A 24552-nucleotide genomic window follows, 5' to 3' on the forward strand; every position below is an offset into this window, starting at 1 on the left:
CTTAAAGGCGTCACTTAAAGATTTTTTTGGTAACCTCCCACCCATTCTCTATAGCATATATAGACCATCAATATGATAGGAATTAAAATGCAAAAAAAAGATAATTTTAAATAGCCTATAGCACCCAAAATTGCTCCTGAAGAAAAAGATAATACGGTTGGTAATATTTTAGAAATATTTTTTTTCGCAAGATATTTTTCTTCATTTGTCGTGTTTGATAGGCCGTAGATAGTTATTATGTCAATTGTCAATTGTGCAATATTACCAGTCATAAGTGTTGAGGTTGCCATAGAGGATAATAAAGTTCGGATAATCGCATTTCTTATTCCCATTGCAATGATTCCTAACATTGCAGTTGCAATAGTACCAAACTGACTTAAAGTTTCAAATGGACCAAAATATACACCAGCTAACATAAATAATATTAGAAATATTGTTTCAAAGATAAGAAAGGTTAATAAAATATTGGGGAACTTATGCTGCCAGCGCTTCTCAAACCAAGCTGTAAATCCAATAGTACAAATAAAAGTAAATAGGAGTAAAGCCCATACACCTATGCCACCTAAAATGGTCTCTTTACTTGCAGTAATAATATAGCCTGTGACGTGGTTGGTATAAATGCCGAATAAAGCTATAAATCCTACAGCATTAATCCAGCCAGCTACAAAGGATAAAATTGTGGGTTCGTGATGATGTTGCCAACGTTCTTTAACAGGAATATATCGTTTCGACATAAGTAAAACTTATCCAGTGATTAATGGTTTTAAGAATCTTCCTGTATGTGAAATCCCAATCTCAGCAACTTGTTCAGGGGTTCCTTGTGCGATAATTTGACCACCGCCAGACCCACCTTCAGGCCCTAAGTCCACAATCCAGTCAGCTGTTTTAATCACGTCCAAATTATGCTCAATTACTACGATTGTATTACCTTTATTACGAAGCTCATACAAGATATCAAGTAGTTTGGCTATGTCGTGAAAATGTAAACCAGTCGTCGGCTCATCCAAAATATAAAGCGTTTTGCCCGTATCTCGTTTAGCTAACTCACGTGCAAGTTTTACACGTTGCGCTTCACCACCAGAAAGTGTAGTCGCAGCCTGACCTAAACGAATATAGCCTAAGCCCACCTGAGTTAAGGTTTCTAAGCGGCGGTGGATGACTGGAATGGCACTAAAGAACTCAGCAGCATCTTCAACGGTCATTTCTAAAACGTCAGAAATGTTTTTGCCTTTATAGCCCACTTCAAGCGTTTCACGGTTATAACGTTTGCCATGACAGGCATCACAAGGCACATACATATCTGGTAAGAAGTGCATTGCGACCTTGATCATACCGTCGCCTTCACAGGCTTCACAGCGTCCGCCTTTTACGTTAAACGAGAAACGACCCGCACTATAACCACGAGCTTTCGCTTCTGGCGTTTGAGCGAATAACTCACGGATAGGGGTAAATAAACCTGTGTACGTTGCAGGGTTAGAACGTGGCGTACGTCCAATCGGACTTTGGTCAATATCAACGACTTTATCTAGATGTTGTAGACCATCAATTGAGTCGAACTTTTCAGCCGTTAAAGTCGTTGCCCCATTGAGCTGTGTAGCTGCCAATGGAAGCAAAGTACGGTTAATGAGTGTCGATTTACCTGAACCTGAAACGCCAGTCACACAGGTCATAATGCCAAGAGGAATGGTTAAATCGACATTTTTTAAGTTGTGGCCTGCTGCACCTGAAAGTTTGATGACTTCATCTGGACGTGGCGACTCAGTGCGTTTTTTTGGCACTTCAATTTTGAGTTTGCCAGAAAGGTATTGTCCTGTGAGTGAGTCGGCATGTTCAGCCAATTCATCATAAGTTCCTTCAGCAATAATCACGCCGCCATGTACACCCGCACCCGGCCCGATATCAATAATATGGTCGGCTGCACGAATAGCGTCTTCATCGTGTTCAACAACTAATACCGTGTTGCCTAAATCACGTAAGCGAATCAGGGTTTGTAATAAACGATCGTTATCACGTTGATGCAAACCAATAGACGGTTCATCGAGTACATACATGACGCCCATTAAACCTGCACCAATTTGTGAGGCTAAACGGATACGCTGTGCTTCACCACCCGATAACGTTTCGGCAGAACGAGCTAAACTTAAATAGTTAAGTCCAACACTCACCAAGAAATGTAAACGTTCACGAATCTCTTTAAAGATTTTATCGGCGATTTCACCTTTAGCACCTTCAAGGTTTAAATCTTGATAGTAACTTTCGGCATCACCAATCGACATGCGGGTAATGTCGGCAATAGTTTTGTCTTTTACACGAACATGACGTGAAATTTCATTTAGACGTGAGCCATCACATGCATCACACGCTGCATTAGAGAGATATTGAGCTAAATCATCACGTACATAGTTACTTTCAGTTTCACGGTAACGACGTTCAAGGTGCGGCAAAATCCCTTCAAAAGGTTGCACGCGATTATGTTTACGACCGCGCTCATCGATATAGCTTAAATCGATTTTTTCTTTGCCGGTGCCTTGTAAGAATTTCTTTTGAGTGTCTTTATCTAACTGGTTCCAAGGTGTATCAAGTTGAAAACCAAAATGGTCGGCAACTTTTTGTAGCATTGAATAGTAATATGGACGTTGACGATCCCATCCACGAATTGCTCCTTCACTAATTGCAAGATCAGGATTTGGAATGAGCTTTTCAGAACTAAAATGACTGCGTGTACCTAATCCATCACAAACAGGGCAGGCACCGAATGGGTTGTTAAATGAGAATAAACGTGGCTCAAGCTCTGCCACAGCACGGTCACATTCAGGGCATGAGTGCTTTGCAGAAAAAACACGATCTGGGTGTTCGCCATTCATCCATGATAAAACAGCAATATCGCCACCTAAACGAAGTGCGGTTTCAAATGATTCAGCAATACGGTTACCTAAGTCATCACGCACTTTAAAACGGTCAACCACAACTTCGATGGTGTGTTTTTTCTTTTTGTCGAGTTCTGGTGGCGTATCAATATCAATGATTTCGCCATCTACACGCGCTCGTACAAAACCTTGACCTTGTAGTTGTTCGAACAGGTTACTGTATTCACCCTTACGCTCACGTACCACTGGGGCAAGCAACATGAGTGCTGTACCTTCCTCAAGGTTTTTTACCGCATCGACCATTTCAGAAACGGTTTGCGCAACCATCGGCAAGTCGTGTTCAGGGCAATATGGTGTACCAACACGTGCATAAAGCAAACGTAAATAGTCATAAATTTCGGTAATGGTACCCACCGTTGAACGTGGGTTATGACTAGTAGATTTTTGCTCAATGGCAATTGCTGGGGACAAACCTTCAATCGAGTCGACTTCAGGCTTTTCCATTTGCGATAAAAACTGGCGGGCATACGCTGAAAGCGATTCGACGTAACGGCGCTGTCCTTCGGCGTACAAGGTATCGAAGGCAAGAGAAGATTTTCCTGAACCTGATAGCCCCGTAATTACCACAAATTTATCGCGTGGAATATCGAGTGACACATTTTTTAAGTTATGGGTACGTGCGCCTCGAATACGGATATGACTTTGGCTCATAAAACATCTCAATTATGTATTAATGAAAATTTAGGTGTCGATTGATCAGCCGCAGGGAGGTGTGACTGGTTATAAACAACAGACCCTATATATGATAACGATTTAAAATTGTTCAAGTGCTACAAAATGATTTAAAGCGACAAATTGTGACGGTTAAACGACAATCGACAAAATTTGTTTAAATAAGCAGATTGTATTTTTAACACTCCTCGTTCTACATTTCTACTCTCAACAAAATTTTAACGCGTAACATAATTTCACTAGACGACTGGTCTATTAGTGGGGTATGGTACATGCATGAAACGATTAAACAAAAGCGAAAGCACGCGACAACACATTTTAGATACCAGCTTTGAGCTGGTATTACACAAAGGTTTTGTCGGTGTTGGTTTGCAAGAAATCTTAAAGGCTTGTGACGTACCTAAAGGTTCGTTCTATCACTACTTTGCTTCGAAAGAAGCATTCGGCTGTGCGTTGCTCGAGCAATACATGGCGGACTATAAAGTTCGTATGGAACAACTTTGGCAACACAGTGAGCAAAGTGCACATGCGCGGTTAATGGCCTTATGGCAGGCATGGATTGATGATCCGGTAAATGGTAGCTGGGCTGAAAACTGTCTAATTGTGAAACTGGCAGCAGAGGTTTCTGACTTATCAGAAGATATGCGCCAAATTCTGAATGACGGTGTGCATAAACTGACGCAACGTTTGGCTTTGTTAATCAAAGACGGGCAACAAGAAGGTTCAATTCCAAAACACATTGAGCCTTTAAAAACTGCGCAAGTCATGTATCAGTTATGGTTAGGTGCTGCTTTACTCACAAAATTGTCGCAAGACAAAGCACATTTACACCTAGCCTTAGAAACCACCCAACAACTCTTAAAACCGATAGAGGAATAAAGTATGCGAAGTATTATCCATCGTAATTTTGGCGAACCTGTAGACGTTTTAGAGCAGGCGGATATGCCAAAGCCAGAACCGAAAGCAGGCGAAGTGCGTATTAAAACCATTATGTCTCCAATTCATAATCATGATGTATGGACAGTACGTGGAAGCTATGGTTATAAGCCGACCTTACCTGCGATTGGCGGTAGTGAAGGCGTTGGTATTGTTGATGCCTTAGGTGAAGGTGTTACTCATGTACAAGTAGGGCAACGTATCGCAGTTGCATCTGTGCATGGAAGTTGGGCTGAATACTTTATTGCACCAGCTCAAGGCCTTATTCCTTTAAATAATGAAATTGACGACGAAACAGCAGCGCAGCTGATTGGTATGCCAATTAGTGCCCTTATGCTTTTAGACTTTGTAAATGTTCAACCGGGTCAATGGTTAATTCAAAACACGGCAAATGGTGCAGTCGGTAAAACAGTTGCGATGATTGCGCAGGCGCGTGGTTTACCAGTGATTAATCTGGTTCGTCGTACTGATGCAATTGCTGAGATGCAAGCATTAGGTATTCAACATGTTGTTGCGACTGATCAGCCGAATTGGAAAGAGCAGGTTAAGCAACTTCACGGTGACCAACCGCTGATTGCTGGTGTGGACTCGATTGGTGGCAGCGCAAGTGGTGAAATGCTGAATTTACTCAGTGAAAATAGCCTACTCGTTTCGTTTGGCAGTATGACTGGTGAAACCATGCAGATTTCATCGGGCGATTTGATTTTCAAACAAGCGACAGTAAAAGGTTTTTGGGCAAGTGTGGTCAACAAAGAAATGCCAGCAGAACGTAAAAAGGAACTGATTGTTGAGCTGCTAACACTAGCGACTCAGAAAAAATTAATTCTGCCTGTCGAAGGCGTGTTTAGTTTTGATGAGATTAAAACAGCTGCCCAAAGAGCAACGCAAGGTGCTCGACAAGGCAAAGTATTGTTAAAACCGTAACACACTAAAAGATCAGTCGAGAGACTGATCTTTTTTTCATATCTTTAAAATAAAAAGGAAAACCGTATGATCGGACAAATATTGATTGCGCTTATAGCCATATTACATGTCTATATTTTAGTGTTAGAAATGTTTTTGTGGGATAAACCCTATGGCATGAAAGCCTTTGGAAATAATGCTGAAAAAGCAAAACTCACTAAAGTCATGGCACAAAATCAAGGGCTTTATAATGGCTTTTTAGCTGCGGGTTTATTTTGGTCTTTATTTGCTGATGCGCCGTTTGCCACATCAATTGCCAACTTCTTTTTAGGTTGTGTACTGATTGCAGGTATTTATGGTGGTCTAACTGCCAGTAAAAAGATTATTTACATTCAGGCAGTTCCAGCTTTGATTGCTTTAGTCGCTGTTAATTTTCTTTAAAAAGCGCACAATACAGCGTTTTGTTATGGAAATGATCAGGTAGGATCGGCACATGTGGGCGTTATTTTTAAAATGTATGTTGGGGGCTGGGGTTGTCCTCATTATTTCGATTTTATCGAAAAGTAAGGCATTTTATATTGCAGGTTTAGTCCCACTTTTTCCTACCTTTGCTTTGATTGCTCATGTGATTGTCTATCAGCAAAAAGGAGCCGAAGCATTACAAAAAACGGCTCTGTTTGGTCTATGGTCACTTATTCCTTATGCCATTTATTTAGTTGCGGTTTACATGCTGGCAACACGCGTGTCGATGTGGTCGTGTCTGGGCTTGGCAACCGTATGTTGGGTGGTCGCTGCGGCAGGTTTAATTTATGGGTGGCAGTTGTTTCAGCATTAAAAGATTAAGAGAAACCCCTTAATCTTTTAAATTGAAGTATTTTTTATGACTGCTCAAGAACACGCGTTCTGAGCATGCCTTCAACTAAATTAATCATTTTTTTGCGGGAAAGAATTCGTGGCAATTGAGACGTTAAATAATTGCTACACCCCACTACAACCGTCGCTTTATTTTTATCTAATGCTCGAACTGTAGCAGAGACAACATCATCTACCGTAGAGCTTTTCATTCCACTGGTATCAGCATTGGCGACCTGAGTAAAATTGGTTTCTGTATTGCCTGGGCAAACAGCGATAAACTTAACACCCGAAGTGCCATATTCCCCTGCAAGTGCTTCAGTAAACTGTAAAACATAAGATTTAGTTGCGCCATAAACAGCAATATAAGGGAGAGGTTGAAAGGCACCTGTCGATGAAATATTAATCATGATGCCTTTTTTGTTCGAAAGCATATGTGGTAAAAACAGATAACATAAAGACGTTACGCTGCTGATGTTAAGTGTAATCATTTCTTGATAGGTAGAAAGCGATTGATCTAGAAACTTAGTCCATTTACCAAACCCTGCGTTGTTAATTAAAATTTCTACCGATAATTTTCTCGCCTGCACTTCATTAAATAAGGTCTGAGCTGAATTGGGTTGAGCTAAATCTAAAACGATCACCTCAACATTTACGCTATATTTTTTTCTAAGTTCATCGGCTAAATCAGTCAGTTTCTGCTCAGAGCGTGCCGTTAAAATCAGGTGAATTCCTAAAGATGCAAGTTCTTGAGCATAGGCTTTGCCTATTCCTGAAGATGCGCCTGTGATTAATGCTGTTGAATTTTTAAATGTAGAAAGGTGAGTGCTCATTTTATTGGTCCGTAATAAAAGAAGCTATTACCATAAACCTTGTCCCTAAGGGCAGAGTCAAGCACTCATTTTGAAAGCTATTTTCAGATTTTAATAAGCTGTTTTAAGCAAAAATCTCATTGATAATATAAGTCTGAATAATCTCATCTTCCAGTTCTTTTAAATCTTCTTGCAAACGGCTTAAAGCTTCTTTCTGCTCAATAATTTGTTGGTTCTTTTTCTGAATAAGCTGCTGTGCAATTTCTACAGGAAAACGATTATTTTTATATTTTAAAGCCGACAGGTCATAAAGCTCGGAAAGGCTAAATCCAACAGCTTGTGCAAGGCGAATCATCTTAACCGATTGAACATCAATCTCTTCATAAATACGATAATTACCTTTTCTTTTTGCGACTGGCAGTAAGCCTAATTTCTCATAATGCCGAATGGCCTTAGGAGTGGCTCCAGTCAAAGCCGCTAACTCGCCGATATACATATCTGTCTCGCATTTTATTGAAAATCGATCAGGCTATTAAGTGCACTGACCGATTCTTTTGAAGTTTTAAATCTGATCTAAACCTAACCACTGTCTTTGGTGATAGGCGCTATCCCAAAACAACCATTCAAGTTTTGCACCCATCGTGTATGCAGCATGCATTTTTTCTAAAGTATCTGCATCACAACGTGCTGCAACTTTATCTACAGTCGCAATCACATTACGAACAGCTGTATGGAACTCTTCACCAGCGTAAGTATCAATCCATGCTTGGTAAGGGTTATTTGGAATTGATTTATTTACAATATCTTTGCCAACTTCGGCATAAATCCAGAAGCAAGGTAATAGTGCAGCAAGTACAACAGGGTAGCTCTCAGACCAAGCAGTGGCTGTTAAAAATGAAGTGTAGTGGTGGCCTGCCAAAGTTAATGGCGTATTTTTAAATTCTTCTTTGGTGACACCAAAATTTTTCATGAAGTCATCATGCAAGCTGCGTTCAACCACAATCGCTATTTTAGCGGCATCTGAAAATTGCATAATATCGTCAGCCTCAAAGGCCTTTGCTGCTGCAACAGCAAGTACACGACCATAGGCCACTAAATATTGAGCATCTTGAATAACATAATGACAAAAAGCTTCTTTATCTAAAGTACCGTTAGCAAGTTCCTGATTAAAAGGCAGGTCTAGAATTTTTTGATATAAATTTAAATTACGTTGCCAAAGTTCTTGAGAAAAAAGCATAAAAACATTCCATTTAAATTAAGACAGCTGAACCAGATTTTAAATCAATTTTAAAATACAAAAATAATAATGATAGATATATCGAAAGAAAATATTTAATGCGATTAATGAGTTAATTAAATATTATAAATTTCTTTATTAAACAGAGAGATAAAGTAACGGGAATAACGGCACAAAACAACATCGTTTTGTGGTTAATTATCGATATAATAGCGGCGGTTTTTAAGAAAGATTAAATTTATTCTTGGTATAGGTCTGATCCATGAAGCATTTCCGATTTTCGATATTTTTTACGGTGGTGTGTTTAGCACTATCCGCGTATTGGGGTTTTACCCATGGACCTGAAGCGGGCGTGTCTACCATGCTCAAAGCTTTAACAATTACAGCCATTTTAGCTGTAATGGAGGTCTCTTTATCTTTTGACAATGCTGTCGTAAATGCATCGGTTCTACGTAACTGGGATCCGTTCTGGAAAATGCTCTTTTTAACGGTAGGTATTTTAATCGCCGTTTTTGGTATGCGTTTAATTTTCCCGGTGGCGATTGTTGCCGTGACTGCGGATATGGGAATGATTGAAGTAGCTAAATTGGCACTCAATGATCCGAAAACCTATTCTGAACGTTTAATGGCACATCACGCTGAAATTTCGGCTTTTGGTGGAACATTCCTATTACTGGTGTTCTTAAACTTCTTCTTTGATGAAGAAAAAGAAACCCATTGGTTCAGATGGCTTGAAGCTAAACTTTCTAGTTTAGCAAGCGTACCGGCAATGTCTGTCTTTATTGCTCTCATTGCGATGTTAATTATGGCAGCAAATGTTGATGAGTCGCAGCGCCTTGTGGTGACTATGGCTGGTATTTGGGGCATTGTGGTTTATATTGGCGTTGAAGTATTAAGTCATATGTTAGGTGGTGAGCCTGAAATTGACGAAGATGGCAATGCCATTATGAAAGATGGATCAGGCGCTGCTTCTGGCGTAGTTAAAGCAGGTATAGGTGGCTTCTTATATCTTGAAGTATTAGATGCATCGTTCAGTTTTGATGGTGTGATAGGTGCTTTTGCAATTACTAGCGACGTTGTTGTGATTATGCTAGGTCTTGCAATCGGTGCTATTTTTGTCCGTTCAATGACAGTTTATCTTGTAGAAAAAGGTACGCTAGATGCTTATGTGTTCTTAGAACATGGTGCGCATTATGCGATTGGTGCTTTAGCATTCATTATGATTGCAAGTGGTACAGGCGTACATGTACCAGAAGTTGTTACTGGTTTAATTGGTGTAGCGTTTATTGTTTGGGCGGTTATTGCTTCAATTCAATATTCAAAGCGCGAGCAACAATCGCCTTAAGCTAATTTTCAGTAAAGTTCGATAGAATGAAGAGGCTAAATGCCTCTTTATTTTTTTAAGCCCAAATCGTTATTTTAAATAAGGTGTTCCGTATTTTTAGAAACGAATCGGCTTATAATTTACCTAGTTTGATAACGTGTATTGATATGATGAATGCTTTGGAACGTCGCTCAACTTTTGCCTTAAGTAGTATTTTTGCACTACGCATGTTGGGCTTGTTCATGATTATTCCTGTCTTTTCTGTAGTTGGGCAGTCATATCAATATGCGACTCCAGCACTCATTGGTTTGGCTGTGGGGGTTTACGGCTTAAGTCAGGCGATTTTACAAATTCCATTTAGCTTACTGGCAGACCGTTTTAGCCGTAAACCGCTTGTAGTATTTGGTCTATTACTGTTTGCGATTGGTGGTGCAATTGCGGGTTTATCTGACACGATTTATGGCGTAATTATTGGTCGTGCCATCGCTGGTGCTGGTGCAGTTTCGGCAGTGGTCATGGCACTTTTAGCCGATGTGACGCGTGAAGAGCAGCGTACTAAAGCCATGGCTGCCATGGGCATGAGTATTGGTTTATCTTTTGTTGTCGCGTTTAGCCTTGGGCCTTGGCTTACAAGTCTTGTCGGTATTTCTGGTCTATTCTTTGTCACGACCATTATGGGTTTAATTGCGATTTCGATGCTATTGCTTGTACCTAAAGTGACCCGCCATCATCGTAATTATCAGCAAGGCTATATGGCGCAGCTTAAGCAAGTCATTCAAATGGGTGATTTAAACCGTTTACACGTTTCGGTTTTTGCATTGCATTTATTGCTGACAGCCATGTTTATTTATGTGCCTTCACAGCTTATCGAGTTTGCGCATATTCCTCTGGCGAGCCACGGCTTGGTGTATTTGCCACTGTTGGTGATTAGTTTATTTTTTGCATTTCCAAGCATTATCATCGCTGAAAAATATCGCAAAATGCGAGGCATTTTCTTAACGGCAATTACAGGCATTATTGTGGGGTTGCTGCTTCTCATATTTGGTTATCAGTCTAAATATGTCTTGCTCGCAGGCTTGGGTATTTTCTTTATTGCCTTTAATGTGATGGAAGCATTATTACCATCTTGGTTATCAAAGTCTGCTCCAATCCAGTCAAAAGCTACCGCCATGGGTGTAAATGCCAGTAGTCAGTTCTTAGGCGCTTTTTTTGGTGGCACGCTAGGTGGTCAATTATTGATGTTACATAATACTGCGATTGGATGGAGTGTCTTAGCAGGGATTGCTATAATATGGCTGCTAATTAGTTTTGGTTTAGCTCAGCCGCGGTATCTGTCATCTATTGTGTTGCCATTACCGCAAGTGCAACAGGTGAATGAGTGGACCACACAGCTATTGGCAATTCGTGGTATTGAAGAAGTTGTGGTGATGCCTGACCAGCAGGTTGCTTATATTAAAGTCGATAAACAGACTCTTGATGATGCTGCACGACGTGATTTAACGCAGTTGTTTGGTAAAGAGGTAGCCATTTAAGCATAACTCTTATAAAGTAAAACATAGAAATTATAGGATGAAGACAGCTAATGCGTGGTGTAAATAAGGTTATTATTACTCATTAATCTTTTACTCTAACATTTTACTATAAGAATGCTATGTATTCATTTATACTATTTCCTATAGAACATACTCTAGCAAAGTAGTTCGATAGGAGAGGATAAGGTGTATATATGGCATATATTGATAAGTTAGCTGAAGTAACACTTGGTAAGACTACTTATAAGAAATTTCCTGTAATTTTAAATATACATCATATTCTCAATCGTCTTGTTCTAAAATATTTTCTTTCACATAGGATAGTGTGGAGTGAAAATACACTTCATACGTATAGTAAACACTTATGTGATTTTTTCTCTCAACTCGAAGTTGAAAATCCAGAAGCATCCTTTGATCATATTAATGATGTTTGGTTAGAAGCATATGCATATCAAATACTAGAGAGAAATCAGAATTCCCCTGTTTATATTTCACAAATTTTAACTACTGTTATTCATTTTTTAGTTTGGTGTGAAGATAACGGGTACTGTAAAAATTTAATTGGTCCTACTTCTTCTTTTAAAATCCAAATAATTTCAGATGAAGATTCTGTTACTCACCCATTGATTAAGCATTTTGCTAAGAAAAAGTCTCCACTTAAGCTTGCACCTAAAGAAGAGTGGATTAGTAAAGTATTAGCAGTAAATCATTTCAAATCTAATAGGCTCGAAACTCGTTTTAGTTTAATGGTGGATTGGGCGCTAAAGGCTGGACTACGTGCTCACGAGATTTGTGCTTTAAACATTGATCAAATCCCCACTAGAGAGAGAATCGAAAGAAGTAAGATAGATAAGGAAAATCTTTATATTGATTTAATTGTGACGAAGGGGGGGAAGCGAGATTCAATTCCTGTTAATTCTGATTTATTGAAAAGAACCCGAGACTATATAGATTTTGAAAGACAGGAGGTTATTAAAAAATTTAGACAAAAAGCATCTTTAGAAAAAGAAATATACGATCCAGCTAAAGAAATATTTCTTTCCTTAAAAACTGGTCAAGCGCTTCATCCACGAACGCTTTCAAATCAAATTAAGTCAGCTTGGCATCAGGTCGTGAAGAGTGGAGAGCTCGCAGAAGACCAACATGTATGGACACATGGATTAAGACATCGTTTTGTTACCAACCAATCAAAAGGTTTTTCAAAAGCAGATCATATTCGTAATCCTCAGCAAGTCGTGAAATTACTTACGAGACATAAGCATGAATCTACTCTCGATATTTACACAGCTCGTCTTCATTTAGAGGGAGAGGGTATCGATGAGTAAGTTACAACGTAGCCCTATTTTTCTAAAAAAATCTAAAAGTGACCCAATTGTAGATTTTCCAAAAGCAGAAATAAAAATTGGAAATAAATACTATGATCTTAGTGGCTTGAGTACATTAGATAATTTTTATGAAATAGTTTCGGGAATTAAGTCGTATCTTCAGGGCAGGCGTAGACCTAGCCAGCAGTTCCTAATATTAAAATATTTTTTGATGATTGTTTCTAAATTTTCCACAAAAATTGATAAGAAAACAATGACCTTTTATAAGAATCAATTGGATGCTAATCCTGATATTACTTTATCTACTAAGTGGCAAAAATATTCAATAGCATGTAATTTTGTTAACTATTTAATTTCAAAAAATATTATTGATGATTTTATTGTTCCCCCAAATTTTGAGAACGTAGAAAACAAGCCAATACTTTCATTTGCTGATATAGCGCGGAATTATATAGAGAATGATGATAATTTCGATAAATTAGATATTGAAGAGATTAGTAATTTTTTTTCGTTAGCTTCTTTAGAAGCTAAGACTTTAAGTTATTGCTTAACTTCAATTGATTTAATACATGCTAAAGCTATCGAGGATATACATAAATGGGAGAAAGATTGGGATAAAGTACAAGAAATTATTGATAATATAAATAAATTTAACTTGGATAAAATAAGTAAGGTATATGATTTTAATAAGGATTTTCAGATTCCTGAGCGAACATTAAGTGAAGCTCTTCAAATATTATATTCCAAATTTGGGAACAATATTCCAGCAGTCAAATACTGGCCTAAAGGTATGGAAGACTTCTTTCGTTCTATAAATTGGAAAACTAGCAGAGTTAAAAATTTATTTAAGGGTGCTGAAAAATATACTGGAGATTTAGAACTTTTAAATAAAGCAATTAGTAATCTGTCTTTAGTTGAACAGAATAAATTTAAGGAAGTTAAAGATTATTATTTTAATTCTGAAGAGAGAGACCCTGCTTTGGAATTAGCTAAGCAAATTAAACTTCCACCACTATCTTAAAGAAAATTTATAATGGAACAGTCTAGAGATCACATTTTTTCTATAAAAAATAATAATGCTGTTGAAAGGGATGAAGAACTAGTCCAAAGACATACACCCTGGTTATTAAATAACTATGAAGATGATGTTTGGAAGTTAAAACCTCATATTCATTCGGATGATAATTCAAAATATACGGTTAATTGGAACATTTTTTATACTAATCAATACATTGGGATTTTTAATAGGTGGGATTATTGGAAAAGTGCTGCTAAGGAATTAGCTTATTGGATAATGAATGCCCCTACCAATAAATGTAAGACCACTACTTCCTTAGCTAATTTTAGTCGTTCTATTCGAGAATTATATGAGTGGTTATGTTTTGAAAGAAAATGTTTTTCTTTATCTGAAGTAAAACAAGAAGATATAACATCTTTTATAGAGTATATTGCCTCAAAAAATCTGACTGAAGGTACAGTCTTGAATAAATTAATTGTAATTTCACATGCTTATACTCATCGAGAATATTTGAGTGAATCTTTTACATTTAATCCATTTAAATCAAAAAAAGTAACAGCTTTAGCTAAAGCTTATTCAATTGAAAATGGTCATACGCCGACATTGTATCCTCAAGAAATATTTGGATTACTAAACCATGCTTTAAAATTAGTAAAAGAGTCTAAAAATATATTACATCTTTTTGATAAATATATGGAAATGCATTCTGATACTTCTGTAGCTCATACATCATTGAATGTACGGTTTCATAAGTTAATGGGGGTTAAAACTAGTGAAGTACAAATGCAGGTGCGTGCCTTATATGGAGCAGCAATAACAATAATACTAATCTTACTTGCTGAAAGAAAACATGAATTGTCTCTTACAAGAGAGGATGATGTTATCAATATGCTGAATAATGATCTTGATATTCTTGTTGGTTTAGAAATGAAAACAGCAAAAACAATCACAGGGAAAAAAACAGAAAGAGCAGTCATTCAAGAAGTTAAAGATGCTTTAAACGTGATCTTAGAATTAACTAAATACACAAGAGTAAAGTCTGGATTAGAAACTATTTTATTAAAATTGCCTTTTGGTCATTCTGCAAATGGACAAGGAAAAAAGAGTTTCTATCTCTCGACAAATGGTTTGTATGTGGTTTTAAGATATTTTGCAGATTCTGCGAAATTTAATAGAGTTGAGATAAGACCACATATGTTTAGGCGAGCATATTCGATGCTGTGGACTTGGAGGTATGAAATTGGTGACCTTGAAGAATTAAGATTAATGTTAAAACATAATAGTTCAAATTTTACTCAGAAATATACTGATGATGAAGAAGTTTGGGAATTTATGGGGAAAAATGAGCAAGATTTAGCTTTTGATTTGTTGAATAGAGCTTTTCAAAAGAAAATTGTTGTAGCAGGAAAAATGGGTAAGACTTTGGAAAGATACAGTCGCATTATTCAAGCGAAATCTACCTTACTTGATGTTATGAGTATTGCGGATCATATAGATGAAATCATAATAGATACTGGTTTACGTGTGGTAGCTCATGCTGATGGATTTTGTTTTATAAATCATACAAGTTTGCAAAATGCTTTATGTCGAACTGAAGGGATAGGTTTAGATCCTGTTAAAAGAAAAGACTCAATATGTATGAATTGCCCGAACTTTGCTACAGATAATTCTCGTAAACCATATTGGAAAAAAAGAATTGAATTACATCAAGAAGTTGTTGAATTAAGCAAAAATGTACAGCTTGTTGAGAGTTCAAAAATTTTTTTAAAAAAAGCCGAAAAAATATTAGAGAGCATATCTTAACTAATAACTGGCATGCAGCAACTTAATGCTATAATAGGCATATATTTTCAGTTAATAAAAAGTATAGTTGCATACTATAAAAGATAACTTGAAGTAACTGATAGGTCCTAGAGAGAGATAACTTTTGGTGAATAGTAAGGATAGATTCCAAAAAGCAGTAAGAGAATCATTGAACCAATTAGTTGCTAATGGTGAAAAAAAAATTACTCACGCTAAAATTATTGCCAATGCTAAATATGAAGATGGGTCTCCAGTAGGAAAAACTACGTTATATGCAAAAAATGCTGTTACTAAAGAACCCATCCATGGAACTTTGATAGATGAGATAAATACAAAGATTACTAATCTGCCGAAAAATGACTTCAGTAAAAAAAAGACATCAATTGAAACAAATAAAGAGCTTAAATTGAGGATCACAGAGCTTGAAGAGAAAAATAATCAACTTTTGATTCAAATGGTTGAAATAGAAAATAGTTTTGAAAATACAGCTCATCGGAATGATGAAAATCAAATACAAGATTTAGAGTTAAATTTGTATATATTAGCTTTCTTATTGAATTCACCACTTTTAGGGAGAGGGCATCCAGAGTTGTATAAAACAATAAAGAGTTTTGAAGCAAAGCATCATGGAAAACCGAAAATGGAGTTTGCAAAACAACAAATTCAAAAAATGAAAAATGAGATAGAATGTTCTAAAGTCATTTCCATGAAAGGAAGTTTTAAGGAAGACTGATAGCCTTATGCTTCACGATAAATATGGTGTGTTCAGTTAAGTATTAAATGTATTGAAATTAAGAGGTTATCATGGCTAGAGGTTCGGTTAACAAGGTCATTCTAATTGGCAGCTTAGGAAAAGACCCTGAGACCAAAAGTTTCCCAAATGGTGGTTCACTTACACAGTTTTCAATAGCTACTAGTGAGTCTTGGGTAGATAAAAATACTGGTGAGCGTAAAGAACAAACGGAATGGCATCGTATTGTGTTGCACAACCGTTTAGGCGAAATCGCTCAGCAATTTTTACGTAAAGGTTCTAAAGTTTACATTGAGGGATCATTGCGTACCCGTCAATGGACGGATCAAAATGGTCAAGAGCGTTACACTACAGAAATTCGTGGCGAACAAATGCAAATGCTAGATTCAGCTCGTCAACAAGGTGAGCAAGGTCAAGGTGGTGGTGAATTTAATCAACCACGTTTTAACAACAATCAAGGTGGTTATAATAATAACCAAAACCAAGGCGGCTACGGCAACCAAGGTGGTTATGGTAATAATCAACCGGCTCAAGGCAATAGCTACGGCAACAATAACCTGGGTGGTTTTGCGCCGAAACAACAGCCTGCACCGACACCAGCACCAGCAGACTTAGATGACGATCTACCGTTCTAGACTATACAATAACTAAATATTGTATTTAATATAAAGTAAGAACCTGATTTAGATTAGGTTCTTACTTTTTTTACTCTAAAAAACTTGTATTTTTTGGAAAATAACTTTATACAATACAAAACATTGTATTTATTATTCTTAAGTATGCCTGACTTACACCGTAAAAATTTCATAGCTGGGCAGACCAGTACAGACGATGGCAATATAATTTATCTCAAATGCCGAATGTAGATTTGGCTACATTGGATAGATCATTAACTAAGAAATAATAGACTTCTTGCGTTAGTCAAATTTTAAGCAGTCAAAAGCTATATTCTATAAGGTTTTAGCCAATTCAAAAATTAGATAAAACTATACTTTCGCAAGAGGTCTAATTTATATATTCACGTTTTTACGTAATAGATCGAGAATTGTATGTTTTGCGAGACTTCATAATGATATCTATTTTTTTAAATAAATATGATTATAAAACAATTATTTAATTGTTTTTTTGAATTTTTTAAGTGTTGTAAGTTATTTATTTTATTTATTTTTTTGAAATTCTATTTTAGAATTAGATTAAGAAATAAGCGAAGAGGGTCTTACAATGCAACCACAATCACAATCAGTAGCACAAAATGTTAAACAAGTTTCTTTAAATAGTGTTGTTTTACAGAGGCTTATCAAAGAAGTTAAGATGGAGAAAGAGAAAATGTCATGCGTTGGTGGTAATTATGATCGAGTTCATAACCGTCATAATCGCTAATAATAATGTTAAATCGTCTCGATACGTTGTTAATCAAGGTTGCAAGCCGATGTAATCTTGATTGCAGTTACTGTTATGTATATCAAGGGCAAGATCAAAACTGGCTAAATCAGCCAAAAAGAATGAGTCAAGGAACTATTGGCTCGATTTGCAACAGTTTGAATCAGGTAATTTCTTTTCAAGAAAGTGGTTTTGCCGTTGTTTTGCATGGTGGAGAGCCATTGCTATTGGGGGCTACTAGATTAGAAGAAATGCTTTCAAATTTGCGTACGGTTTTACCAAACCATGATAAGTATCCAATTGCTATTCAAACAAATGGGATGTTAATAAATGATGAAATACTAGAAATTTGTAGCCGATATAAAACTAGTATCTCTGTGAGTTTGGATGGTGTGAAAAAGGCAAATGATATAGCTAGATTTACCCATGATGGTAAAAGCTCATTTCAAAAAGTTGTTAATGGTATAGATAAATTGGTTTCACATCCTGATAGAGATTTTCTATTTTCGGGAACTTTATCAGTAATTCAGCCAACAACTTCACCAATCGAAAATTATAAATATTTAAAAAGTATTGGTAGTGAAAGTATTGATGTACTTTTGCAGGATGGGAATCATACTTATCTTCCCAAAGGAAAAGAAAGTTTTGAAAGTATTGAATATGGTGAATGGTTAGGAGAGCTATTAGAATATTATTTAAAAGATCCTGAACCTGTACCAATTCGCTTTTTTGATGATTTAATAAAAATAATTCTAGGAGGAAATCCTGATAAAGAAGGTAAGGGCGAAAACAATTTTGGTATCTTAGTAATTGAAACTAATGGTGAAATACGTAAAAACGATACATTAAGAGCTACTTTTGATGGTGCAGATTATTTTGAAAAACATCCTAATATTAATGAGCCAAATACCTTAATAGATACCCTTAAATCTAAAGAATATGTAGAGGCATCTAAAATTCAAAAACCTACATGCCAAAATTGTATCAATTGCGAAATTAATTTTATTTGTGGTGGTGGTATGCCTTTATCAAGATGGAGTAAAGAGAAGGAATTTGATAATCCCTCTATTTATTGTAATGATCACAAATATTATATATATAAGTTACTGAATTTAATGGGTATTAAATGATCTCTATTCCTAGTTATATCTCTTTGGAATTAACCCCATATAAACATTTTTTTTCAGAGTATTATATTGATGATAGTTTAAAGAAAAATATCCAGTATTGGTTGCTAAATGAAGCACCATGGAATTTGGTAAAAGCTAGTTTCTATACACAATATGAATTTAGTTTAAAAGATATAGAGCTTCCTGAATTTTTAAAATTTATAATATCAAAAGATTATCTTACAGAATTAAAGGAAATTGTAGAGAAAACATATAAAGTAAATCTACATAATCAGGTTGATGTGGTAGCACACAAATTAACTAAAGGACATGTCATTAAAATACATAATGATTTTTTAGTTGATGATCAATTAAAAGAAAGTCATAGGCTTCTTATGCATTTCAACTCTAATTGGAATGTGGAGAATGGAGGCTTATGTATGGTCTTTTCTAGTAATGATGCTTCATCAATACATAATATAATAATTCCAGAAGGGAATTTGTTGCAAAGCTTTGAAATATCAGAAAATTCTCATCATGCAGTGAGTGAGATATATTCTGGTAATAGATTAACAATTATTTTTACTTTTTATTCAGGTTAAAGGTTGTGATTAATTATTTATATCCTGATAAAGATGAAATTTTAAACATAGTTTTAAGTGATATTTATTATAAAAATTATAATACTCTTGATTATATAAATGGCTCATCTAGTGAAAAAAAATCTACTCCAAGAATATTACAAAAACTTCCCCAAAATCTTTCAGAAACTTGGCAAGATATCGGTATTGAGTTAGATCAAGAATACAATGAGCAAGATGCTTTATTACAAATAAATGAGGTTTTTGAATATATTTGGAAAAATGATAGTTTTTCTGTTGGCATCTACGTTGATATTTTAGTCAAATCAATTCACCTGTTAAAAACAAAGAATGAAGACAATGATATAAGTTTTAGCGACCCTAATTTACCTTATACGATTTTCATAAATCTGCCTAATATACATTTAAAGAATTGGCTCGAGAGGACTGTGGAGAATGTGATTCATGAAGCTATGCATCTACAGTTATCGTTACTTGAAAGAAAATATAATTTTTATGCATTAACTGACTCTAAGATTTATTCTCCTTGGAAGCATGAGCCTCGCAATAATAAAGGTATATTACATGCTGTATATGTATTTTCACATTTAAAGAGTTTTTGGGAAAAAGTTTACATTGCTAACCAGACTATATTTGCTAAACGTCGTATAGACGATATTCAGGAACAGCTTAATTTGCTAAATTTTGATCAATTATCAGATTTTTATACTAAAGCTGGAAAGGATATTTTAAAGTTTTGTCTTAAACCGTAAATTGCGTCCTAACCTCTAAAGAGAGGTTAGGATGCAATTTAAAGCAGTAATGTATGCATTGAGATCATTTAATTTCTCAATGCATTTATTTTTTTCAGCATTGATCCTAATGGCTGAATTTGGATATTTCTTTTCTAATAAAGAGAAGCTTTCCAGTTGTTTTTCTAATATTGAGATTTTCTTTTGAGTTTCTTCTTTAGCATGGCTCATTTCTATAAAATCTAAAGATTCCCCTGTAATTTCTCGCAATTGATAGATCTTACCTGTTTCCGAAAATGTTGAAAAACGAGGGTTAACCAAATTGGTTTCTTTTGTTAAAAAACCATCTTCTAGCTTTCTCAGTAATCGATACATGCGCTGTCTATTAAAGCGATTACGTTCTTTTTTACTAAGTTTTAAGTATTTCCAAAACTCATTTGCTGTCCACTTTTCAATCTTTTTGCTTGTAAAAAGAGGTGGAAAAAGTTCAAACATCGGCATATTGCTAATAGACATGAGAATCACAGCACAAAAAATAAAAAGAGGATTATAATCCGTGGATTTATAGTCCTCAAATAGTAATAGTTCTGTTTTTTGATCACTTGAATTGAAATGTCAGAACTTAGTAGCGCTTTTGGACAATTAGTTCGGAAATATAGAAAAGAGAAAAACATATCTCAGGAAAAATTAGCCCTACTTTGTAATATCGATCGTAGTTATATGGGGCGTATTGAACGTGGAGAAGTAAATATTACGCTTGAAAAGCTATATGAATTAGCTAATGCTTTGGGCGTACCTGTAATTTCATTATTGCCAAAAATTTCATTAAATAAATGATTAATATGTCTAGTTTATCCTTATAATTTAGAAAAATTATTTTTAATAAAATATAGAGGGTTAAGGAGTAATGGTTAATAATCATATTATGGGTTCAGAATGGGCACAATGGGATTTGCATATTCATACACCGGCTTCTTTCCATTGGAAAGGACGGAAATTTGTAGGAGAACCTACTGATCCAGCTAATTATCCTTTAGTCGATGAAATGATAGCTGCTCTAAATGATGCATCCCCAAAAGTTTATGCCTTAATGGATTATTGGACTTTTGATGGATGGTTCGCCTTAAAAAATCGTTTAGCTTGTGATGATGCACCGAAACTGAATAAAACAGTATTTCCTGGAATAGAGCTAAGATTAATGGCACCTATGAAAGGCAGATTAAATGCTCATGTAATATTTTCGAATGAAATAAATGATCAAGATTTAAAAGACTTTCAATCAAATTTAAAACTAGTATTCGCAGGTAGTTCACCAAAAAACTTATCAAAACAAGCATTAATTGAATATGCTAGATTTGTTGCTGAAGATAAGTTAGGTATGCATGGTTTTAAAAAAACAGATGTAGATTCTAATGTAAATATTGCTCTAGAAGCCGGTTCTTCAATGGCTGAATTGGATTGTGAATCGTATAAACAAGCAATGAGCTTAGTCCCTGACCAGCAAGCAATCGGTTTTATGCCCTTTGACACGAATGATGGTCTGACTCAGATAAATCGAAATCAGCACTATGCATTTACTTTAGACTTATTTAAAACCTCCCCTATTTTTGAAACTAGAAAGCAGGAACTAATAGATGCATTCGCGGGAAAAATAACTCCTGAAAATGAATCATGGATAAAGGCTTTCCAACAATCTTTAAATAATATTCCTCGATTAGCTATCTCAGGAAGCGATGCTCATGCATTTACTACTGGTCAAGGAGTTAGGGGGTATGGTGACTTTCCATCAGGTAAAAAAACCTGGATAAAAGCTCTGCCGACATTCTTAGGTTTGAAACAAGCTATTAAGGAGCCTGCAAAAAGAGCCTATATAGGAGAAATTCCTCCTAAACTTAAAATTTTTAATGAAAATAGAAGCTTTTTTATTGATAAATTGAGTATCAATAAATGTACTGATATTGATGTATGTTGGTTAGATCAAACTGAGATTTGCTTTAATAAAGAATTGATTGCAATTATTGGTAATAAAGGTAGTGGTAAAAGTGCTTTAGCCGACATAACTGCATTTTTAGGGAAATCTAAGCAATATAAACATTTCTCCTTTCTAAAAGAAAATCGTTTTAGAGGTAAAACAGGAGAGCCTGCAAAAAACTTTGATGGAACATTAGTTTGGGCTGATGGAAATCAAAACCAGTTAAATTTAAATCATAAATCTAATCAAGAAAATATAGAGTATGTGAAATACATTCCTCAAGGGCACTTTGAGGATCTTTGTAATGCTCATGTATCTGGTCAATCAGATAAATTTGAGAAAGAATTACGAGATGTTATTTTTTCTCATACAGATCCTTCGGTAAGATTGAATGCTAATAATTTTGATGAGCTTATTGAATTTCAAGAGGCTAGGTATATTGATGATATAGATTTAAAAAGAACTTCTTTGTATCAAATAAATCGGCTTATTCTTTCACTGCAAGAACAAATTCATGAAAAAAATAAAAAATATTTAGAAGATTTGTTAGCTCAAGCTAATCGTATTTATACTGAACATGAAAATATTAAACCGCAAGAATATCCAAAGCCGATAGAAGAAAATAATTCAGCATTTCAAGATATTAAAAATAATATTAATGAACAAATAGAATTGAGACAGTCTATTCGTAATGATTTGGAAACTAAAGATGCTGAATTAATAACTAAATCTACAAAAATTCATGCATGTGAAACACTACGTCATGGGGTGGAAGTTCTAGAAAAACTGTATTTAAAATTTACAGAAGATAATAAGGAACATCTAAATACGCTTGGTTTAGGTGTTGAGGATTTAGTTTCGATTAGGTTTGAGAAAGCAATACTGGATCAAACTAAAGTTCAATTAGAACAGGATGATAAGGCTATACGAGAAGAAAGAAGAGAGCTTGTAGAAAAAGAAGTTGCGTGTACTACTCAAGTTGATTCGTTGAGTACTCAATTAGATGCTCCAAATAGGGAATATCAAGACTATTTGAAGAAGCTTCATGAGTGGTCCGAAAAAGAAAAACAATTAAGAGGTGATAAAGATCAAGCTGACAGTTTGGAAGGACTTAAGCACAGATTAGAACTATTGCATGATATACCTGATAGATTGAAATTAGAAATTAAAAAACGTAATTCAATAATGCTTGAAATATTTGAATTACTTAATATGCAAAAAACGAATCGAGAAAATTTATTTGAACCAGTTCAAAAGCTTATTAGTGATAATCGTTTGATTCGAGATGAATATAGACTTCATTTTAAGGCTGAATTACATATCTCAGTAGATGATTTTTATAGAGATTTATTTAGTTATATCAAACAGATATCTGGAGACTTTCGTGGTGAAGAAGAAAGCTTTGTTACCATTAAAGAGATGCTAGATAGTAAAGATATTAATACTAAAACAGGTGTTGAAGCATTTATTACTAGTTTAGTAGAAAAGATTAATGAAATTAGTAATGGTGATAGCAGCTTATCCATGCTGTTACGTAAAGGTAAAACTCTTGATCAACTATATAATTTCATTTTCGAATTAAGTTACATAACTCCAAGATATACTTTAATGTTCCAAGATGCTCAAATTGAACAGCTTTCTCCGGGGCAACGAGGAGCACTGTTATTGATATTCTATTTATTGGTTGATAAAGGACATTGTCCAATTATCCTTGATCAGCCCGAGGAAAATCTAGATAACGAAACAATTTACAATTTATTAGTACCTGTTTTAGATGAGGCTAAACTTAAGAGACAGATTCTTATGGTCACTCATAACCCTAATTTGGCAGTTGTCTGTGATGCAGAACAAATAATATTTTGTGAGTTTGACAGAACGAATAGCTTCAAAATTAATTACTTCTCTGGAGCTATTGAAGATCCAAAAATTAATGAAAAGGTAGTTAATGTTTTAGAAGGAACTATGAAAGCTTTCTCAAATAGACAGAATAAATATTACAAAGCAAGTTAGTTTAATTAGAAATAATGTTCTAAAGAGCTAGTATCACTAGCTCTTTTTTATTGTATTTATAGGCCAATTTTTGAGAAAAAAAGGTATAAATCAAATTTTAATTATAAAAATTTGACTTAATGTTAAATAATATATTGAAATTTAGATATATAATCTATTTGTTTTGTTATTTTTTATATAGTTAACCGTTCTGAGACACACCTGAGAGTAGGTTTTGTTAAATTTTAATATTTTTTATTATTTAACAATTAATTAAACAAAGAATTTACAGATATCAGAAATGGTTCTGTAAATTTTTTTATTTATAATTTATTATATTTAATACTTAGATATTTTGTTAAATATAACCATGATGTGTGTGATTCATAGAGATCGTTTCAATTTAGCGATCTCTAAATCCATCTTGTAATTGGCGTGTTGAATCCGTTCATTGGATGGGTTGTATTGCTTCTGGACCTCATCAGAGAAAGGGGTTTCTTCACATAATTCAAAGTACCTTTCCATCGGTGTTTAACCTTTCAAAGCTGAATGATCCTAGCCAAAATAATGGACAGTACTTCCCTCTAAAGATAACGTAACGTTAACTTTGGAGATCCAAGAAATGGCCAAACGTTTTAGTGCTGAATTTAAACAGCAAGCAATTGATTATGCACTTT

The 24552-nt window shown here is 35.1% G+C and carries 23 protein-coding genes and 1 pseudogene; 17 read left to right on the top strand and 7 right to left on the bottom strand.

Annotated features, from left to right (window positions below; translation table 11 throughout):
* Positions 1-14: 14 nt before the first annotated feature.
* Both MSG95_RS11300 and uvrA read right to left on the bottom strand, forming a co-directional pair.
* A complete protein-coding gene (locus MSG95_RS11300; RefSeq protein WP_077165902.1) occupies positions 15-734 on the bottom strand; it encodes a YoaK family protein in 720 nt (239 codons plus the stop codon).
* Between the two features lie 9 nt (positions 735-743).
* Positions 744-3578 carry an excinuclease ABC subunit UvrA gene (gene uvrA, locus MSG95_RS11305; RefSeq protein WP_077165901.1) on the bottom strand — a complete coding sequence of 945 codons (2835 nt, stop codon included), beginning with the start codon at positions 3576-3578 and terminating at the stop codon, positions 744-746.
* Positions 3579-3875: 297 nt separating this feature from the next.
* On the opposite strand from uvrA, the gene MSG95_RS11310 reads away from it, so the two are divergent.
* From MSG95_RS11310 to MSG95_RS11325, 4 genes are all read left to right on the top strand, one after another.
* A complete protein-coding gene (locus MSG95_RS11310; RefSeq protein WP_077165900.1) occupies positions 3876-4478 on the top strand; it encodes a TetR/AcrR family transcriptional regulator in 603 nt (200 codons plus the stop codon).
* 3 nt (positions 4479-4481) lie between these two features.
* A complete protein-coding gene (locus MSG95_RS11315) occupies positions 4482-5459 on the top strand; it encodes a zinc-binding dehydrogenase (protein WP_077165899.1) in 978 nt (325 codons plus the stop codon).
* A 66-nt stretch (positions 5460-5525) separates the two neighbouring features.
* The gene (locus MSG95_RS11320) at positions 5526-5879 is read left to right on the top strand and encodes a DUF1304 domain-containing protein (protein ID WP_077165898.1); all 354 of its coding nucleotides are present in this window, start codon (positions 5526-5528) and stop codon (positions 5877-5879) included.
* 52 nt (positions 5880-5931) lie between these two features.
* A complete protein-coding gene (locus tag MSG95_RS11325) occupies positions 5932-6273 on the top strand; it encodes a GlpM family protein (RefSeq protein WP_077165897.1) in 342 nt (113 codons plus the stop codon).
* A gap of 43 nt (positions 6274-6316) precedes the next feature.
* Here MSG95_RS11325 and MSG95_RS11330 read toward each other — a convergent pair whose 3' ends face one another.
* The 3 genes from MSG95_RS11330 to tenA all read right to left on the bottom strand — a co-directional run bounded on the left by MSG95_RS11330 (position 6317) and on the right by tenA (position 8339).
* Positions 6317-7123: an SDR family NAD(P)-dependent oxidoreductase gene (locus MSG95_RS11330; RefSeq protein WP_077165896.1), complete on the bottom strand. Its 807-nt coding sequence runs from the start codon at positions 7121-7123 to the stop codon at positions 6317-6319.
* Between the two features lie 103 nt (positions 7124-7226).
* Positions 7227-7598 carry a MerR family transcriptional regulator gene (locus tag MSG95_RS11335; protein ID WP_005066882.1) on the bottom strand — a complete coding sequence of 124 codons (372 nt, stop codon included), beginning with the start codon at positions 7596-7598 and terminating at the stop codon, positions 7227-7229.
* A gap of 66 nt (positions 7599-7664) precedes the next feature.
* Positions 7665-8339 carry a thiaminase II gene (gene tenA, locus MSG95_RS11340; RefSeq protein ID WP_057086125.1) on the bottom strand — a complete coding sequence of 225 codons (675 nt, stop codon included), beginning with the start codon at positions 8337-8339 and terminating at the stop codon, positions 7665-7667.
* A 262-nt stretch (positions 8340-8601) separates the two neighbouring features.
* Between tenA and MSG95_RS11345 the strand changes: the two genes are divergently transcribed.
* The 11 genes from MSG95_RS11345 (at position 8602) to MSG95_RS11395 (ending at position 19935) form a co-directional block, all read left to right on the top strand.
* Positions 8602-9684 (top strand): DUF475 domain-containing protein, encoded by a 1083-nt coding sequence (locus MSG95_RS11345; RefSeq protein WP_005066886.1) that lies wholly within the window; start codon positions 8602-8604, stop codon positions 9682-9684.
* Between the two features lie 146 nt (positions 9685-9830).
* Entirely contained in the window at positions 9831-11195 is a 1365-nt protein-coding gene (locus tag MSG95_RS11350; protein WP_004705005.1) for an MFS transporter, read from the top strand.
* A 194-nt stretch (positions 11196-11389) separates the two neighbouring features.
* Positions 11390-12520 carry a tyrosine-type recombinase/integrase gene (locus MSG95_RS11355; RefSeq protein ID WP_016653464.1) on the top strand — a complete coding sequence of 377 codons (1131 nt, stop codon included), beginning with the start codon at positions 11390-11392 and terminating at the stop codon, positions 12518-12520.
* A complete protein-coding gene (locus tag MSG95_RS11360) occupies positions 12513-13541 on the top strand; it encodes a hypothetical protein (RefSeq protein WP_324624806.1) in 1029 nt (342 codons plus the stop codon). Before MSG95_RS11355 ends, MSG95_RS11360 begins: the two co-directional genes overlap by 8 nt.
* Positions 13542-13553: 12 nt before the next feature.
* Complete coding sequence (locus tag MSG95_RS11365; RefSeq protein WP_317299898.1) at positions 13554-15341, top strand: site-specific integrase; 1788 nt, start codon at positions 13554-13556, stop codon at positions 15339-15341.
* 127 nt (positions 15342-15468) lie between these two features.
* A complete protein-coding gene (locus tag MSG95_RS11370) occupies positions 15469-16074 on the top strand; it encodes a hypothetical protein (protein WP_016653470.1) in 606 nt (201 codons plus the stop codon).
* 71 nt (positions 16075-16145) lie between these two features.
* Positions 16146-16727: a single-stranded DNA-binding protein gene (gene ssb / locus MSG95_RS11375; protein WP_317299899.1), complete on the top strand. Its 582-nt coding sequence runs from the start codon at positions 16146-16148 to the stop codon at positions 16725-16727.
* 586 nt (positions 16728-17313) lie between these two features.
* Positions 17314-17472 carry a YhhA family cyclophane-containing RiPP gene (yhhA, locus tag MSG95_RS11380; RefSeq protein WP_168730614.1) on the top strand — a complete coding sequence of 53 codons (159 nt, stop codon included), beginning with the start codon at positions 17314-17316 and terminating at the stop codon, positions 17470-17472.
* Between the two features lie 5 nt (positions 17473-17477).
* The gene (yhhB, locus tag MSG95_RS11385) at positions 17478-18602 is read left to right on the top strand and encodes a cyclophane-forming radical SAM/SPASM peptide maturase YhhB (RefSeq protein ID WP_317299900.1); all 1125 of its coding nucleotides are present in this window, start codon (positions 17478-17480) and stop codon (positions 18600-18602) included.
* On the top strand, positions 18599-19183 hold the full coding sequence (yhhC, locus tag MSG95_RS11390; RefSeq protein WP_317299901.1) for a cyclophane-containing peptide 2OG-Fe(II) oxygenase YhhC: 585 nt from the start codon (positions 18599-18601) through the stop codon (positions 19181-19183). The genes yhhB and yhhC overlap by 4 nt, the downstream gene beginning before the upstream one ends.
* Positions 19184-19188: 5 nt before the next feature.
* A complete protein-coding gene (locus MSG95_RS11395; protein WP_317299902.1) occupies positions 19189-19935 on the top strand; it encodes an aKG-HExxH-type peptide beta-hydroxylase in 747 nt (248 codons plus the stop codon).
* Between the two features lie 15 nt (positions 19936-19950).
* Here MSG95_RS11395 and MSG95_RS11400 read toward each other — a convergent pair whose 3' ends face one another.
* Positions 19951-20430: a hypothetical protein gene (locus MSG95_RS11400; RefSeq protein ID WP_317299903.1), complete on the bottom strand. Its 480-nt coding sequence runs from the start codon at positions 20428-20430 to the stop codon at positions 19951-19953.
* A 96-nt stretch (positions 20431-20526) separates the two neighbouring features.
* Between MSG95_RS11400 and MSG95_RS11405 the strand changes: the two genes are divergently transcribed.
* Together MSG95_RS11405 and MSG95_RS11410 are read left to right on the top strand one after the other, a co-directional pair.
* The gene (locus tag MSG95_RS11405) at positions 20527-20751 is read left to right on the top strand and encodes a helix-turn-helix transcriptional regulator (RefSeq protein ID WP_317299904.1); all 225 of its coding nucleotides are present in this window, start codon (positions 20527-20529) and stop codon (positions 20749-20751) included.
* A gap of 70 nt (positions 20752-20821) precedes the next feature.
* The gene (locus MSG95_RS11410; RefSeq protein WP_317299905.1) at positions 20822-23896 is read left to right on the top strand and encodes a TrlF family AAA-like ATPase; all 3075 of its coding nucleotides are present in this window, start codon (positions 20822-20824) and stop codon (positions 23894-23896) included.
* A gap of 363 nt (positions 23897-24259) precedes the next feature.
* On the opposite strand, the pseudogene MSG95_RS18930 reads toward MSG95_RS11410, so the two are convergent.
* A pseudogene (locus tag MSG95_RS18930) lies at positions 24260-24406 on the bottom strand (IS481 family transposase); the annotation flags it as partial.
* Positions 24407-24552: the final 146 nt, after the last annotated feature.

This window comes from Acinetobacter sp. IK23, from assembly GCF_035615275.1.
Lineage (GTDB): Bacteria > Pseudomonadota > Gammaproteobacteria > Pseudomonadales > Moraxellaceae > Acinetobacter > Acinetobacter seifertii.